Source organism: Streptomyces yerevanensis (genome assembly GCF_000716805.1).
GTDB lineage: Bacteria > Actinomycetota > Actinomycetes > Streptomycetales > Streptomycetaceae > Streptomyces > Streptomyces flaveus.
Genome location: NZ_JNWJ01000027.1, coordinates 131672 through 146237 on the forward strand (window position 1 = coordinate 131672; position 14566 = coordinate 146237).

Genomic DNA, 14566 nt, shown 5'->3' on the forward strand with positions numbered 1-14566 from the left:
TGCGGTCGGGATTCTGAGAGCGTGAACATGCCAATCGCTCTCTCGCCTTCCCGCTCCGTCCGCAGGACACTTGACCGGGAAATTCGTTGCTGGCGGAGGGGGACCTGACATGCGGGACAGCCATCGGGCTGATGCCGAGCGGCTGTTGGCCCGGGCCGTGGAGGAGGAGGTTCGGCGGTCGGGCGGGCGGACCGACGGGAGTGTGCTGCTGTCGCGGGCGCGTGGGGCGCTGGACGCCATCGCGGGGACGGCCGCGGAGGAGTACGAGGCGTACACGAGGGCTCTGGACGAGGCGGAGGCCGGGCGGCTGACGTTCGGGCAGCGGTATGCGCGTGAGGGCGCCGGAACTCCCCTGCTGGTCGCGGTCGTTGCCGCCGCCGCGGCCTGTGTGGCGGACCTGGCGCTCGGTACGAGCGCGGGGACGGCGCTCGGTGCCGGAGCCGTGGTCGGTGTGGCGGGCGCCGCGGCGACGGTGGCGAAGGTGACCGCTTCGCATCTGCCTGCCGCGAGTCGTCGGGCCGGAGCGCTGGGCCAGCCGGGCGGTCCTGAGCAGTTGCGGCTCCAGTGGCTGACGGCGCTGGAGGTGCGTGGTATCCGACCGTTCCTGGACCAGCAGCGGGTGCTCAGCGCGTCGACCGGTCCGAAGCGGAAGGCGCCGCAGCTGCGGCGTACGGACAAGAGCGCGGCGGCGCGCAGCCGCAGTGTCCTGGAGCGGTCCTTCGATCAACTCCCGGAGCCGGACGGCCCGTTCGCGGGCCGCAGGCAGGAGCTGGGGCGGGTGACGCAGTGGGTGCACGCGGCCCGCGCCAGTACGGAGACCAAGCCGACGGTGGTCGTACTGCACGGCGCGCCGGGCTCGGGCCGCAGCACGCTCGCGATCCGTTCGGCGCATGCGCTGAGGGATCAGTTCCGGGGCGCGTGCGTGGTGGACCTGCGCGGCGACAGCCCGGAGGAGCCGCCGCTGTCCACCCGCGACGCGCTGCTTCACCTGCTCAACCGGCTCGGCGCGTCCCGCGAGCAGTTGCTGTTCCGGGAGCGTTCCTCGCCGGAGCAGCAGGTGCGGCGGCTGAGCGAGCTCTACCACCAGCATCTGACCGGCCTGCCGGTGACGATCGTGCTGGACGACGCGAGCGACGCGGAGCAGGTACGGACCTTGGTGCCCGAGCGTTCCGACAGCCTCGTCCTGGTCACGGCACGCAAACCGCTCGATCTGCCCGCCGACCTCCCCGCCTGGGTGCACCAGCTGCCTGTGGAGGCGCTGGACGCGTCGGGCGCCGAGGAGTTGCTGAAGGCGGCGGCGCAGGACGCCTCGGGTCCGTACGACGCCGAATCCTGCGACCGGGTGCGGGAGTTGTGCGGCGGCCTGCCCCTGGCGCTGCGGATCGCGGGCTCCTCACTCGGCCCGCGTACGCATCGCCGGCTGGCCACGGATCTCGAGGCGTACGGTCCGGTCGAGCCGGCCGAACGCGTGCTGTGGCTGCGCTACAGCGACCAGTCGGACACGGCCCGGCGGCTGCTGCGTCGCCTGGCGCTGGCGGGCCGCGCCTCCCTGGGCGCCGCGGCGGCGGCCGCCCTGCTCGCGACGGACGAGGCGGAGGCGACCCGGCACCTTGAGGCGCTGTCGCGGGCCGGCCTCATCGATCATGTACGGGGCAGCCGTTACCGCCTGCACGATCTCGTGCGCGCCTTCGCGCAGGCCCGTCTGCTGGACGAGGAGGATCCTGCCGAGCGTACGGCCGCGCAGGAACGACTCATCGTGAACTACGGCGAGTTGGCGGACTCGGTGATCCGTCTCGTCGACGGCAAGACGTCCACGCGCGCCGACACGGTCGGCCCGCACGGCTTCACCTCGCTGGACGCGGCGCTTCGCTGGCTGGACGACGAGTCGAGCTTCATCACGGCGGCGCTGCGGCACGCGGAGGGTGTGAACCAGGCGGCCGTACTGAATCTGCTCGGCGCCCTCTGCGACTACTGCCTGCTGCGCGGCGATCTCTACCGGCTGGGCGAGATCAGCGAGTTGACGCAGGCGGTGGACCAGGGGCTGCTGGTGCGCTCGGTCCAGTGGCGTACGGGTATCGCGGCCCGTCAGCTCGGCGAGCTCGACAAGGCGCGTACGCAGCTCGCTTCGGTGGTGGACCTCTACTTCGAGGCGCACCACGACGCCGGCGCGGCAAGGGCGTTGTGCTCGCTCGGCATCACGCTCCACCACCAGGGCAATCTCACGGAGGCGGCGGCGAAGCTCCAGGAGGCGATGGACCTCCAGGCTTCTCCCGAGCTCGCGGCGGACCGCGCCTGGACGATGCACGCGCTGGCGGCGGTGGAGCGGGACCGGGCCCGTCTCGCCACGGCCCTGGATCTCCTCACGCAGGCGCTGGTCCTGCACCGGCAGGGCGAGTCCGTGCACGGCGAGGCCTGGGCGCACTTCCAGCTCGGCCAGCTCGGCCTGCGTATGGGCGACGTACCGCGTGCGGAGGCGGAACTCCGCGAGGCCCTCGATCTGTACGGCCGTACCCGTGACCCTCGCGGCGAGGCCTGGGCCCTGACCCAGCTGGCCCGGGCCCGCCTGGTCGACGGCGACCCGTCCTCCGCCGTGGACGGCCTCCGCCAGGCGATCTCCCGCCACCGTGACAACGAGGACGCGCGGGGCGAGGCATGGACGGTGTACTACCTGGGCCAGGCGCTGGAGGAGTCGGGCAGTCTGGACCAGGCGGTGCGGGAACTGGAGCGTTCACGGACGATGTTCTCCCGTATCCGGGACGTGTACGGCCTGGCGTGCGCCCGCCACCATTCGGCCCGGGCCACGCGCGACCAACGGGCGGTCCAGACGGGTTCGTTGCGCAACTCGGGCTTCGCCCGCCAACTGCTCGTGGACGCCCGAGCGGACTTCCAGCGCATCGGCGTGGCGCACGGCGAGGCGTGGACGTGCCTGGAGCTGGCGGTGGTGGACGCGGGCAACGCCCGTACGCAGTCCGCCCTTTCGCTGTGCGACGAGGCGGCGACACTCTTCGCGTCGTACGGCGACCGGCGGGGCGAGGACTGGGCCCGTTTCCTGCGCTGCACCTTGCTCCCGTACGCCTCCCCGGGCGGCACCGAGATCGGCACCGCCGTGGCCCAGGAGGAGCTGACCCAGCTCTCCCGCACCAACCACCCGTCCCGCGACGGAAAGCTCGACGACTACGTCGAGGCGTATCAGCTGCTGCTGGAACGGGGCGTCGACCTGGACGCGGGCTGGCAGGCCTGGCGCTTGGGGATGGTGCCGAGCCGGCACGCCCGGGAAGTCATGGGGGTGGCGGTGGCGGCTCAGTCCTCGTAGAGGCGGTTCAGTCCTCGTAGGGGCCACCGAGGCGCAATGGCCGGCGGACTCGTCGATCCTGAGCCGTCGGAGCGGGCGTATGAGGCAGCGTGGCTGAATGAGAGCCAGTGGGTCTCATTCAGCCACGCTGCCTCAGCAGTTCAAGCCGCTGAGCTCTCAGCCCTTCGCGGGCGAGGCCTTCCCCCCGGAACCGGCCTTCTTGTCGGAGGCGTCCCCCTTCGGGTCCTTGTCCTCCTCGAAGTCGACCTTCCCCATGTGCCGGTTCATCGACTTCATAAGCCCCCACACCGCCACGGCCATCACCGCGAACACGATGAAGCCGAGGACGCCAGGGGTCACCTTGTCCTCGTCGACCTCCGCCGCGAGGGGGACGAGGTGCGTCATTGCCAGGCTTGCGCTTGCGCTCATGTCAGGCATTGTCCCTCAGGACTGCCGGATGCCCGCGAAGAGGTCGTCCTCGGGGAGGGACGTAGCGACGAGGGACTTCGCGAGCTCGTACTCCTCCGTCGGCCAGACCTCCTTCTGGATCTCCATCGGGACGCGGAACCAGCCCCCGTCGGGGTCGATCTGCGTGGCGTGCGCGATCAGGGCCTTGTCGCGGATCTCGTAGAAGTCAGCGCACGGAACGTGCGTGGTCAGGGTCCGCTCGTCGCGCTGGAACTCGTCCCAGCGCTTCAGCCAGTCCCCGTAGGGGGACTCCATGCCGCGCTCCAGCAGCGCGTTGTGCAGTGCCTCGGTGCGCGGGCGGTTGAAGCCCTGGTTGTAGTAGAGCTTCTGCGGCTGGTAGGCCGGGCCGAACTCCGACTCCGGGTACGTCTCGGCGTCCGCCGCCCCCTCGAACGCCACCATCGAGATCTTGTGGGTCATGATGTGGTCGGGGTGCGGATAACCGCCGTTCTCGTCGTAGGTGGTGATCACCTGCGGGCGGAAGGAGCGGATCTTGCGGACCAGTTCGCCCGCCGCCTTCTCGACGTCCTCCAGCGCGAAACAGCCCTCGGGCAGCGGCGGCAGCGGGTCGCCCTCGGGCAGCCCCGAGTCGACGAAGCCGAGCCACTCCTGCTTGACGCCGAGGATCTCGCGGGCCTCGTCCATCTCCTTCTTGCGTACCTCGTGGATGTGCTCCTCGACGTACTTGTCACCCTGAAGCTTCGGATTGAGGATGGAGCCGCGCTCCCCGCCCGTGCAGGTCACGACCAGCACGTCCACCCCCTCGGACACGTACTTCGCCATGGTGGCCGCGCCCTTCGACGACTCATCGTCGGGGTGGGCGTGTACGGCCATCAGTCGTAGCTGGTCAGTCAAGACTCAATCCTCGTCAGTCGGCGCCCCGTTGTATCGGCGCGATCGGCGGCTTCTATAGTGACCGAAATCGGGGGCGAAAAATTCCGGGGCCCGGCCCTGTCCGCCCCGCAGAGAGGACGATCATGAGTACGGCCAGTACGCAGCTGCCCGAGGGCCGCTACGGCCGCTCCGCGGACGAGCGCGCCGACCGCAAGCTCAAGATCATCGGCAGTGTTCTGGGCGTCGCTCTCCTCGTCCTCATCGGCTGGTTCGCCTACTACTACGTGGGCGGCAACAAGATCAGCGCAGAAGTGATCAGCTTCGACACCTCCGCCGACTCGGTCAAGGTGCACCTGGAGGTGCGCAAGGACGCGGACGTCGCCGGCTACTGCACCATCCGCTCGCAGGCCGAGGACGGCGCCGAGGTGGGCCGCGCCGACTTCCGCTTCGACCAGAACGCCACGCGTATCGACAAGGTCGTCACGCTGCGTGTGACGGCCCGGGGCACCACGGCGGAGCTGCTCGGCTGCCACGCCGACTGACGCCGGGCTCGGCGCATGACGGTGCCGCCGGACCCCGATCCGTACGCGCCGACTGCAATACGTAGGCGCTGACCTGCATTGATGCGATTCTGATGGCTTATGTCCTCCCCCTTCGCCCGCTGAATTGTTAGGCTCGTGGTTTCGCCCTCCCCTGGAGGAACATTCTTCTGGGTAGGGCGATGCTTTGTATTCCCAGTACCGACGAGGAGCACCTGTGACCCAGACCAGCGAGAACGTCACCTGGCTGACCCAGGAGGCGTACAACCAGCTGAAGGCCGAGCTGGAGTACCTGTCTGGTCCTGCGCGCACGGAGATCGCCGCCAAGATCGCGGCCGCGCGCGAGGAGGGCGACCTGCGCGAGAACGGCGGGTACCACGCGGCCAAGGAGGAGCAGGGCAAGCAGGAGCTCCGGGTGCGCCAGCTGACCCAGCTCCTTGAGAACGCGAAGGTCGGCGAGGCGCCGGCGGCCGATGGTGTGGTCGCGCCCGGCATGGTCGTCACCATCGCCTTCGACGGTGACGAGGACGACACGGTGACATTCCTGCTCGCCTCGCGCGAATACGCGAGCTCGGACATCGAGACGTACTCGCCGCAGTCCCCGCTGGGCTCCGGCGTGAACGGCAAGAAGGTCGGCGAGGACGCCCAGTACGAACTGCCGAACGGCAAGCTCGCCTCGGTGAAGGTCCTCAAGGCCAAGCCGTACACAGCCTGAGTCCCTGAGTCCGAGCCGCGCCCCCGGCCGAGGCTTCCCTCGCGCCGGGGGTCTCTTCATGGCCGGGGGCTTCCTCGTGCGTCACGCCGTCGCCGAGCGGTACTTGCGCACCGCCAGCGTCCGGAATATGACGATGATCGCGATCGAGTAGATCAGCGAGGCCCAGACCGGGTGCTGCATGGGCCAGGCGTCCGACTGCGAGACTCCTGGGTTGCCGAACAGCTCGCGGCAGGCCTGCACCGTGGCGCTGAACGGGTTCCAGTCGGCGACATGACGCAGCCAGGGCGTCATCTGGCCGGTGTCCACGAACGCGTTCGAGACGAACGTGACCGGGAAGAGCCAGATCAGCCCGCCGGAGGTGGCCGCCTCCGGCGTCCGCACGGAGAGGCCTATCAGCGCGCCGATCCAGGTGAACGCGTACCCGGCCAGAAGCAGCAGTCCGAAGGCTCCGAGCACCTCGCCGAAGCTGGTGTGAGTGCGCCAGCCGACCAGCAGGGCGACGACGGCCAGCACGAGGAGCGTGAGCGCCGTCTGTACCAGGTCGGCGAGCGTGCGGCCGGTCAGGACGGCTCCGCGCGCCATGGGCAGGGAGCGGAAGCGGTCTATGAGCCCCTTGTGCATGTCGTCGGCGATGCCCGCTCCGGCGCCTGCGGTGGCGAAGGTGACGGTCTGCGCGAAGATGCCGGCCATCAGGAACTCGCGGTACCTGTCCGGGTTGTTGGATCCCGCGATGGTCATGGAGCCGCCGAACACGTAACTGAACAGCACCACGAACATGATTGGCTGGATGAGCCCGAAGATCACCATCTCGGGGATGCGGCTCATGCGAATGAGGTTGCGCTGGGCAACGACCAGGGAGTCTCGCACGGACTGGCCGATGGCACTCCCCGGCTGCGCGACGCGCACGGTGTCGCTGACGACGCTCATGAGGCGGCCTCCTTCTTGGCCTTGTCCTGCACCGGGTCCTTGTCCTGCACCGGCTCCTGCTTCGCCTTGGCCTTGCGGCCCTTCGCGTCCTGCACCCCGCCGTTCTCCTCGTTCTCGGCCTCGGCGAGGTGTCCCGTCAGGGAGATGAAGACGTCGTCGAGGGTGGGGCGGCGCAGACCGATGTCGTCGATCTCGATACCGCGGGTGTCCAGCTCGCGGATGACCTCCGCGAGGAGCTTCGCGCCGCCGGTGACGGGCATGGTCAGCTTGCGCGTGTGCTCCTCGACGGTCGTCTCACCCTTGCCGAAGCCCCGCAGCACCTCGGACGCGGTGGCTATGTGCTCGCGCTCGTGGACGACGACCTCTACGCGCTCGCCGCCGGTCCGGGCCTTGAGCTGGTCGGAAGTGCCGCGGGCGATGACGCGGCCGTGGTCGACGACGCAGATGTCGTGGGCGAGGTGGTCGGCCTCTTCGAGGTACTGCGTGGTCAGCAGCAGGGTCGTACCGCCGGAGACCAGCCGTTTGATGACCTCCCACAGCTGCTGGCGGTTGCGCGGGTCGAGGCCGGTCGTCGGCTCGTCCATGAACATGACCGGCGGCGAGACGACGAGCGCCGCCGCGAGGTCGAGCCGGCGGCGCATGCCGCCGGAGTACGTCTTGGCGGGGCGGTCGGCGGCGTCGGCGAGGTTGAACTGCTCGAGCAGCTCGCCCGCCCGCACCTTCGCGTCCTTCGCCTTCATCTGGTAAAGCCGGCCGACCATCTGGAGGTTCTCGCGGCCGGTCAGATACTCGTCGACCGCGGCGAACTGGCCGGACAGGCCGATCGAGCGCCGCACTTCGTTGGGGTTCTTGAGCACGTCGATGCCTGCGACGATCGCCTTGCCCCGGTCGGGGCGCAGCAGTGTGGTCAGGCAGCGGACCGCGGTGGTCTTGCCCGCGCCGTTCGGCCCGAGCAGGCCCAGCACGGTGCCCTCCGGGACATCGAAATCGACGCCGTCCAGAGCCCTTACGTCACCGAAGGTCTTCACGAGGCCTTCGGCGTAGATGGCGCCTGGCATGTGAGTTCTCCACGTCGTTGGGGTTTCTTCGGAAATACTGGGTTTGCGCGCTTGGTCCCGCCATGAGTGGCGAGAGACACACCATAACGCGATGTATCGCGTCTCTCAACGGATTTTTCCAGGTTGTGGATAAGCCGGTCCCTGACCTCGGCCGCCGGCCTGACGGGCTGCCGGCCTGAGGCACTTGCGACCTGTCGCAGTCCCGACCTGACGGACTGCCAGGCGTCAGTCGATGACCGTGTAACCGGCCTCGCGCAGCGCCTGCCGCACCTCGGCGCAGTGCTCCGGGCCCTTCGTCTCCAGGTGCAGCTCCACCTCCGCCTCTGTGAGCCCGAGCCGCGGATCGGTCCGTACGTGGCTCACATCGAGGACGTTAGCGTCCACCACTGACAACACCCCGAGGAGCGTGGCCAGGGCGCCGGGGCGGTCCGTCAGCCGCAGCCGTACCTGGAGGTAGCGGCCGCCCGCGGCCATGCCGTGCCGAAGGATGCGCTGCATCAGCAGCGGGTCCACGTTTCCGCCGGAAAGCACCGCCACGACCGGCCCTTCGAACTCCTCGGGCGTGCTCAGCAGCGCCGCGACGGGGCTCGCGCCGGCCGGCTCGACGACCAGCTTGGCCCGCTCCAGGCACAGCAGCAGCGCGCTGGACAGGGCGTCCTCGGAGACCGTACGGACCTCGTCCACCAGGTCGCCGACGATCCGGAACGGCACGTCGCCGGGCCGCCCCACCTTGATGCCGTCGGCCATCGTCGCCGGGTTCTCGATGGACACCGGGCGCCCCGCCGCCAGCGAGGGCGGGTACGCCGCCGCGCCCGCCGCCTGCACTCCCACGATCCGTACATCGGGCCGCAACGACTTCACGGCGATCGCGATGCCCGCGGCGAGACCGCCGCCGCCGATCCCGACGACGATCGTGCGTACCTCGGGGCACTGCTCCAGGATCTCCAGGCCGACCGTGCCCTGGCCCGCGATGATGTCGGGGTGGTCGAAGGGGTGGATGAACACGGCGCCCGTTTCGGCCGCGTGCTCCTGGGCGGCGGCCAGCGTCTCGTCCACCACCGTGCCGTGCAGTCGCACCTCGGCACCGTAGTGGCGCGTCGCGGCGACCTTCGGCAGCGGGGCGCCGGTCGGCATGAACACCGTGGAACGCACTCCGAGCAGGGAAGAGGCCAGGGCGACGCCCTGGGCGTGGTTGCCGGCGCTCGCCGCGACGACACCCGCGGCGCGCTCCTCGGGAAGCAGCCCGGCGATCCGCACATACGCGCCGCGCAGCTTGAACGAACCCGTCCGCTGGAGGTTCTCGCACTTGAAGTGCACGGGCGCGCCCACCAAACCGGACAGATGCCTGCTGCCCTCCATGGCGGTCACCCGCGCCACGCCCGCGAGCATTTTCTGGGCGCCGCGCACATCGTCGAGGGTCACCGTCGGAAAGGAGTCAGCTGTGCTGTAGCTCATGACCACCAGTCTCGCAGCTCACGCCCCGCCCCACGGGCGGTGAATCAAGGTCCCGTACAGGTTTGCGCAGCGCCGGTACGGCCCGCCCCCCGTCCGCGTACTCTGTCCCCCAACCCAGCCCCACGCATGAATAGAGCCCCCGGCCATGCCCACAACACCAGAAATGTCGATGGACATGACGACCGTCGGTGACACCGGTCTTCTCGAATCGCTCCAGCACGAGGTGGCAGTGTTCGCCCGCCGTGCAGAACAGACCCGGCTCGGCGGGGTCGGGCAGGTCCGCAACTCCATGGACCGTGCCGCGTATCTGCTGCTCAACCGCCTCGACAAGGAGGGCCCGATGGGCGTCAAGGCGCTCGCCGCGAGCATGGGCATCGACTCGTCGACGGTCACCCGTCAGGTCGCGCCGCTCGTGGACACCGGGCTCGTCAAGCGCACCTCGCACCCGGAGGACGGGCGCGCCGTGGTGCTCCAGCTGTCGCCGCGCGGGCTCTCCCGCCTGGAGGAAGTCCGCTCCTCCCGGCGGCAGTTGATGGCCGAACTCACCGAGGACTGGACTCCGGAGGAGCGGGAGGCGTTCTGCACGCTCCTCACGCGTTTCAACGGCGCGCTGTCCACGCGGATGGCCGCGGCGTCGGTGGAAGGGGCCTCCGTAGAGGCGTCCTCGCCGTCCTGACCGCCCCCGCATCGTGTCGGCCTCTTGACCAGGGGGCCGTGCCTGGCCTCAGATGAGATCGGGTCCCTGTAGTACTCGATTTTCCTCGTGGTACGCCCCAGGGGCCCGGTTTCCCAGAGTCGGGAGGCGCGGTGCGAGAACGGCAGGCGTCCCAAGACGCCCGCCGGGCCCGGGAGTTCGAGGCGTTCGTCGCGGGCGCGGCAGGGCGGCTGCTGCATGCGGCCACACTCCTCACGGCGGAGTCGCCAGACGACAACCCGCGCGCGCGGCGCCTGCTCACGGCGTCCCTGGCCCATACGTACGCCTCCTGGGACCGGCTGCGCGGCGAGGACCCGTACGACCGCACCCGGCAACAGCTGGCGGTGCGCTTCGCGCGCGGGGCCTGGCATCAGTACGGCGCCCTGAGTTGGGCGCACCCTCGTGGCCGCCCGAACACCGGCGGCGTACTGCACCGTCTCAGTCCCCAGGAGCGGCTGATCCTGGTCCTGCGCCTTTTCGAGGGCGTGGCCGAGGAGCAGACGGCGGCGCTGCTGGGGCTGCCCCTGGAGCGCGTACGGGCGATCTGTGCCCGCGCGATGGCGAACCTGCTGCATCCGCCGCGTGAGGCACCTCCGGCGGTGGCGAAGGTGGTGCCGTCATGAGTTCGACGGACCGCAGGGAGGACGCCGTCCGCCGCATCCTGGAGGGTACGCCGCCCCCCGTGCCACCCAACCTGCACGCGGACGTCGTGCGGCGCGGCAGCCGCATGCTGCACCGCCAGAGGGCGGCCCGGCGGCTGATGTGGCTCCTGCTGTTCGCGGCCGCCGTGGCCTTCGTGGTGTGGGCGTCGGTGGCCCAGCCGTGGGTGGAGCCGCCGTCGGAGACGACTCCACCGCTCACCGGCTGGTAGGCCTCATCGGTCGGCAGGCGATCAGCCGAGGGCCTGGGTGAGGTCCTGGAGGAGGTCGTCGACGTTTTCGATGCCTACGGAGAGGCGTACGAGATCGGCGGGCACCTCGAGTGCCGAGCCGACCACGGATGCGTGCGTCATGCGCCCGGGATGCTCGATCAGGGACTCGACGCCACCCAGGGACTCGCCCAGGGTGAACACCTTGGCGCGGTTGCAGACCTCCACAGCCGCCTCCTCCCCGCCCGCGACCTGGAAGGACACCATGCCGCCGAACGCCTTCATCTGCTTGGCGGCGACCTCGTGACCGGGGTGCTCCGCAAGGCCCGGGTACAGAACACGCGTCACGCGCGCGTGCCTGCTGAGCATCTCGGCGACCTTGGCGGCGTTCTCGCTGTGCCGGTCCATCCGTACGGCGAGGGTCTTGATGCCGCGCAGCACCAGCCAGGAGTCGAAGGGTCCCGCGACCGCGCCCATCGCGTTCTGGTGGTACGCCAGTTCCTCGCCCAGCCCCTCGTCGTTCACGACGAGCGCGCCGCCCACGACGTCCGAGTGGCCGCCCATGTACTTGGTCAGCGAGTGCACCACGAGGTCCGCGCCGAGCGCGAGCGGCTGCTGGAGGTAGGGGCTGGCGAAGGTGTTGTCGACGACCAGCCTGGCGCCCGCCTCGCGCGCGATCTGGGCGACCGCCGCGATGTCGGTGATGCCGAGGAGCGGATTGGACGGCGTCTCCACCCAGACGATCTTGGTCTTGGGGGTGAGGGCGGCCCGTACGGCGGCGGGATCACTGGTGTCGGCGACCGACCATTCCACCCCCCACCGGGAGACGACCTTCGCGAAGAGGCGGAACGTACCGCCGTACGCGTCATTGGGGATGACCACGTGGTCGCCGGGGCTGAGCAGCGTACGCAACAGGCAGTCCTCGGCCGCCAGTCCGGACGCGAACGCGAGGCCGCGGCGACCGCCCTCCAGGGCGGCGAGGTTCTCCTCCAGGGCCGTCCTGGTCGGATTGGCGCTGCGGCTGTACTCGTAGCCGCCGCGCAGTCCGCCGACGCCGTCCTGCTTGTAGGTCGAGACCTGGTAGATCGGCGGGACGACCGCGCCGGTGAGGGGATCCGCGGTGTTCCCCGCGTGGATCGCCACGGTTTCGAAGTGCTGGCTGATGTGCCTGTCGCTCATGGGCACCGAGGGTAATGCGCTTGCGCGGATCGTGACGGCCCGAGACTGTGACGTGCCGGGACGGCGGTGCGAGAGACGGTTTTCCACAGGAACTGCCGACCAGGTTGGCCAATTGTCGGACCCGTCTGGTTCGCTTGAGACATGGAGATTCTCTGGGTCCTGATGGCGCTGGTCATGATGGGCTTCGTCCTCGGGCCGATCTTGATGCGCAGGCGTGCCGGTGGTATCCAGCAGGTCGCTCCCGGCGACCCGGATGCGGCCGACCCGGCGAACTACGGCTTCCTGCGCCAGGAGGAGCTGGACATCCGCATGCCCGGCCCCGACCCGGATCTGCTGGAGGTCCTGGACCTGGTGCAGCGCAGCCAGGACTACCGGGGAGCGTCGCAGCTCCTCGCCGGCACGGAGACGGACGGCGAGCTGCGCTGGCAGCGCGTGCAGGCCTTCGCGGGCGCCGCGTCGCTGGAGCTGCACCAGCGCCCCGGCGGGGTCAGCGAGAGCCCCGGCGGGCAGTGGCTGCGGGTCTGGCGGACCGAGAAGCCCAAGGACGCGGGCGGCGCGGCCGTGCATGCGGAGTTCCTGGTGCAGCAGGCGTGGCGTACGTCGACGCCGGGCACGGACGAGTTCCGGATCATCATGGAGGAGGCGAAGTCGGCCTGCGACGAGGCGGCGCTGCTCTCCCCCGGTGACCCGATCCCGTACATCATCGAGCTCTCCGTGGCACGCGGACTGGCGTATTCACAGGCGGAGTTCGAGAAGCTCTGGCTGAAGATCCTGGACCGCGCCCCCGCGCACATGGGAGCGCATCTGGCGGCGCTGCACTACTGGTGCGAGAAGTGGCACGGCTCGCGCGAGGTGGCGTACACCTTCGCGGAAGCCGCTGCGGCGCGCGCCCCGCAGGGGTCGCTGCTCGCGGCGATGCCCCTCTTCGCGGTCTTCGAGCACCTGCCGGAGGTCAACCTCGTCCAGGGCTTCTACCAGAGCGAGGTCGTGACGAAGGCGGTCCACGGCGCGCTCTTCGCGGTGCACGCGGCCCGCCCGGACGACCCGATGCTCGCCCACGTACGCCATCTCCTGGTGTTCTTCCTGGTACGCGGCGAGCGCTGGGCCGAGGCGATGAGCCAGCTCGTGCACGTCGACGGCCACGTAGGGGCGCTGCCATGGACGCTGACGCCGGACCCCGCGGCGGACTACGCGGTGTACCGGGCGCTGGCGGTCGCGGGATACGAGGCGAACGGAGGGAGCCCGGCGACGCTGCCGCACTGAACGACCCGGTTGGAGTTCCGGACGGGCCCCGTACGTTCTGCCACGCGACAAGTAGCGCCCGCGCTCTCAAGTTGCCGCACAGTAGCGCGAACAGCGATACCAGTGTGACTTGAGTAAGCAATAGGGTGCCCACGTGACTGCCACGTTGAGTTCCACGAGGACCCGCGCCGCGCTCCGCACATCGGCGCGTGTCTCCGGAGAGTTGCTACTGATATTTGTGATGCTGGCGGTGACTTTGTGGCTTTTGGGGCGGATGTGGTCGGTCATATGGCCGCTCGTAGTCGGCCTGCTTCTGACCACACTGACTTGGCCCCTGACTCGTTTCCTCCGTCGTCACGGGTGGAAACCCGCCCTCGCCGCGTCGGTCGTGACAGTGCTGTTCCTCCTGGTCGCGGCGGGCGTCGTGGCGTTGATCGCAGTACCGGTGGCGTCCCAGTCCGGCGAGCTGACCGACGGCGTGATCGAAGGCATCCAGGAACTGCGCGAGTGGGCCGCCGGGCCACCGTTGAACATCGAGGACGCCCAGATCACCAAGGCCACCGACACCGCGGTCGCCCGTGCCCAGGACGCCCTCGGCAGCATGGTCAGCACGGTCGTCACGGGAGTGAGCACCGTGGTCAACGGCGTGGTCACCGCCGTCCTGGCACTCTTCCTGATGTTCTTCTTCCTCAAGGACGGCCCGCGGTTCCTGCCGTGGCTCGCCCGTCAGCTGCCCGGTCGGCTCGCGACCGACGTCCCGACCGTGGCCGCGCGCGGCTGGGACACCCTGAGCTCGTTCGTGCGTTCGCAGGCGGCCGTCGGCCTGCTCGACGCCGTCCTGATCGGCCTGGGTCTGTGGATTCTGGGGGTACCGCTGGTGCTCCCGCTGGCGGTGCTGACCTTCGTCTCCGCGTTCGTGCCGATCATCGGCGCCCTGTTCGCCGGTTTCGTCGCGGTGCTTATCGCGCTGGTCTCCAACGGCCTGACGGACGCGCTGATCGTGCTGGCCATCATCGTCGTGGTGCAGCAGCTGGAGGGCAACGTGTTCCAGCCCATGATCCAGAGTCGGGGGCTCGGCCTCCATGCGGCCGTGATCCTGCTGGCGGTGACGTTGGGCGGCAGTCTGGCCGGCATCGTGGGCAGTCTGCTCGCCGTACCGATCGCCGCGCTGATCGCGGTGGTCTGGAACTATGTGCGCGAGCAGCTCAGCGCCCCGTCACGGGAACCGGGGACCGGGGAGTCGGACACCGGCGCCGCCGTCCCGTCATAGCAGGTGCCCATTGGCCCCCGACGCC

At 69.8% G+C, this 14566-nt stretch carries 14 protein-coding genes; 8 read left to right on the top strand and 6 right to left on the bottom strand.

The genetic code is table 11. The features are described from left to right. Positions 1-109: 109 nt before the first annotated feature. Entirely contained in the window at positions 110-3313 is a 3204-nt protein-coding gene (locus OP79_RS27090) for a tetratricopeptide repeat protein (protein ID WP_033323690.1), read from the top strand. A gap of 156 nt (positions 3314-3469) precedes the next feature. On the opposite strand, the gene OP79_RS27095 is transcribed toward OP79_RS27090, so the two are convergent. Beyond that, a complete protein-coding gene (locus tag OP79_RS27095; RefSeq protein WP_033323692.1) occupies positions 3470-3730 on the bottom strand; it encodes a hypothetical protein in 261 nt (86 codons plus the stop codon). Positions 3731-3736: 6 nt separating this feature from the next. Further along, a complete protein-coding gene (gene mca, locus OP79_RS27100; RefSeq protein ID WP_078492031.1) occupies positions 3737-4615 on the bottom strand; it encodes a mycothiol conjugate amidase Mca in 879 nt (292 codons plus the stop codon). Positions 4616-4737: 122 nt separating this feature from the next. Between mca and OP79_RS27105 the strand changes: the two genes are divergently transcribed. Together OP79_RS27105 and greA are read left to right on the top strand one after the other, a co-directional pair. Continuing rightward, complete coding sequence (locus tag OP79_RS27105) at positions 4738-5136, top strand: DUF4307 domain-containing protein (RefSeq protein WP_033323694.1); 399 nt, start codon at positions 4738-4740, stop codon at positions 5134-5136. A gap of 214 nt (positions 5137-5350) precedes the next feature. Continuing rightward, positions 5351-5848, top strand: coding sequence for a transcription elongation factor GreA (gene greA, locus OP79_RS27110; RefSeq protein ID WP_033323696.1), 498 nt, complete (start codon positions 5351-5353; stop codon positions 5846-5848). Between the two features lie 81 nt (positions 5849-5929). Here the strand turns inward: greA and OP79_RS27115 are convergent, their stop codons facing one another. The 3 genes from OP79_RS27115 to ilvA all read right to left on the bottom strand — a co-directional run bounded on the left by OP79_RS27115 (position 5930) and on the right by ilvA (position 9288). Continuing rightward, positions 5930-6775 (bottom strand): ABC transporter permease, encoded by an 846-nt coding sequence (locus OP79_RS27115; RefSeq protein WP_033323697.1) that lies wholly within the window; start codon positions 6773-6775, stop codon positions 5930-5932. Continuing rightward, positions 6772-7833, bottom strand: a complete 1062-nt coding sequence (locus OP79_RS27120; RefSeq protein WP_051744952.1) for an ATP-binding cassette domain-containing protein — start codon at positions 7831-7833, stop codon at positions 6772-6774. The genes OP79_RS27115 and OP79_RS27120 overlap by 4 nt, the downstream gene beginning before the upstream one ends. Before the next feature lie 225 nt (positions 7834-8058). After that, entirely contained in the window at positions 8059-9288 is a 1230-nt protein-coding gene (ilvA, locus tag OP79_RS27125) for a threonine ammonia-lyase (protein WP_033323814.1), read from the bottom strand. A gap of 163 nt (positions 9289-9451) precedes the next feature. Between ilvA and OP79_RS27130 the strand changes: the two genes are divergently transcribed. From OP79_RS27130 to OP79_RS27140, 3 genes are all read left to right on the top strand, one after another. Beyond that, on the top strand, positions 9452-9964 hold the full coding sequence (locus OP79_RS27130; protein ID WP_211270871.1) for a MarR family winged helix-turn-helix transcriptional regulator: 513 nt from the start codon (positions 9452-9454) through the stop codon (positions 9962-9964). A gap of 131 nt (positions 9965-10095) precedes the next feature. Then, positions 10096-10605 carry a sigma factor-like helix-turn-helix DNA-binding protein gene (locus OP79_RS27135; protein ID WP_033323698.1) on the top strand — a complete coding sequence of 170 codons (510 nt, stop codon included), beginning with the start codon at positions 10096-10098 and terminating at the stop codon, positions 10603-10605. After that, on the top strand, positions 10602-10853 hold the full coding sequence (locus tag OP79_RS27140) for a hypothetical protein (RefSeq protein WP_033323700.1): 252 nt from the start codon (positions 10602-10604) through the stop codon (positions 10851-10853). Before OP79_RS27135 ends, OP79_RS27140 begins: the two co-directional genes overlap by 4 nt. Positions 10854-10874: 21 nt before the next feature. Here the strand turns inward: OP79_RS27140 and OP79_RS27145 are convergent, their stop codons facing one another. After that, a complete protein-coding gene (locus OP79_RS27145) occupies positions 10875-12029 on the bottom strand; it encodes a cystathionine gamma-synthase (RefSeq protein WP_033323702.1) in 1155 nt (384 codons plus the stop codon). Positions 12030-12170: 141 nt separating this feature from the next. Here OP79_RS27145 and OP79_RS27150 point away from each other — a divergent pair, with 141 nt between their 5' ends. Both OP79_RS27150 and OP79_RS27155 read left to right on the top strand, forming a co-directional pair. Further along, positions 12171-13292, top strand: a complete 1122-nt coding sequence (locus OP79_RS27150) for a hypothetical protein (protein ID WP_033323703.1) — start codon at positions 12171-12173, stop codon at positions 13290-13292. A 133-nt stretch (positions 13293-13425) separates the two neighbouring features. Beyond that, a complete protein-coding gene (locus OP79_RS27155; protein WP_033323704.1) occupies positions 13426-14541 on the top strand; it encodes an AI-2E family transporter in 1116 nt (371 codons plus the stop codon). Positions 14542-14566 lie beyond the last annotated feature (25 nt).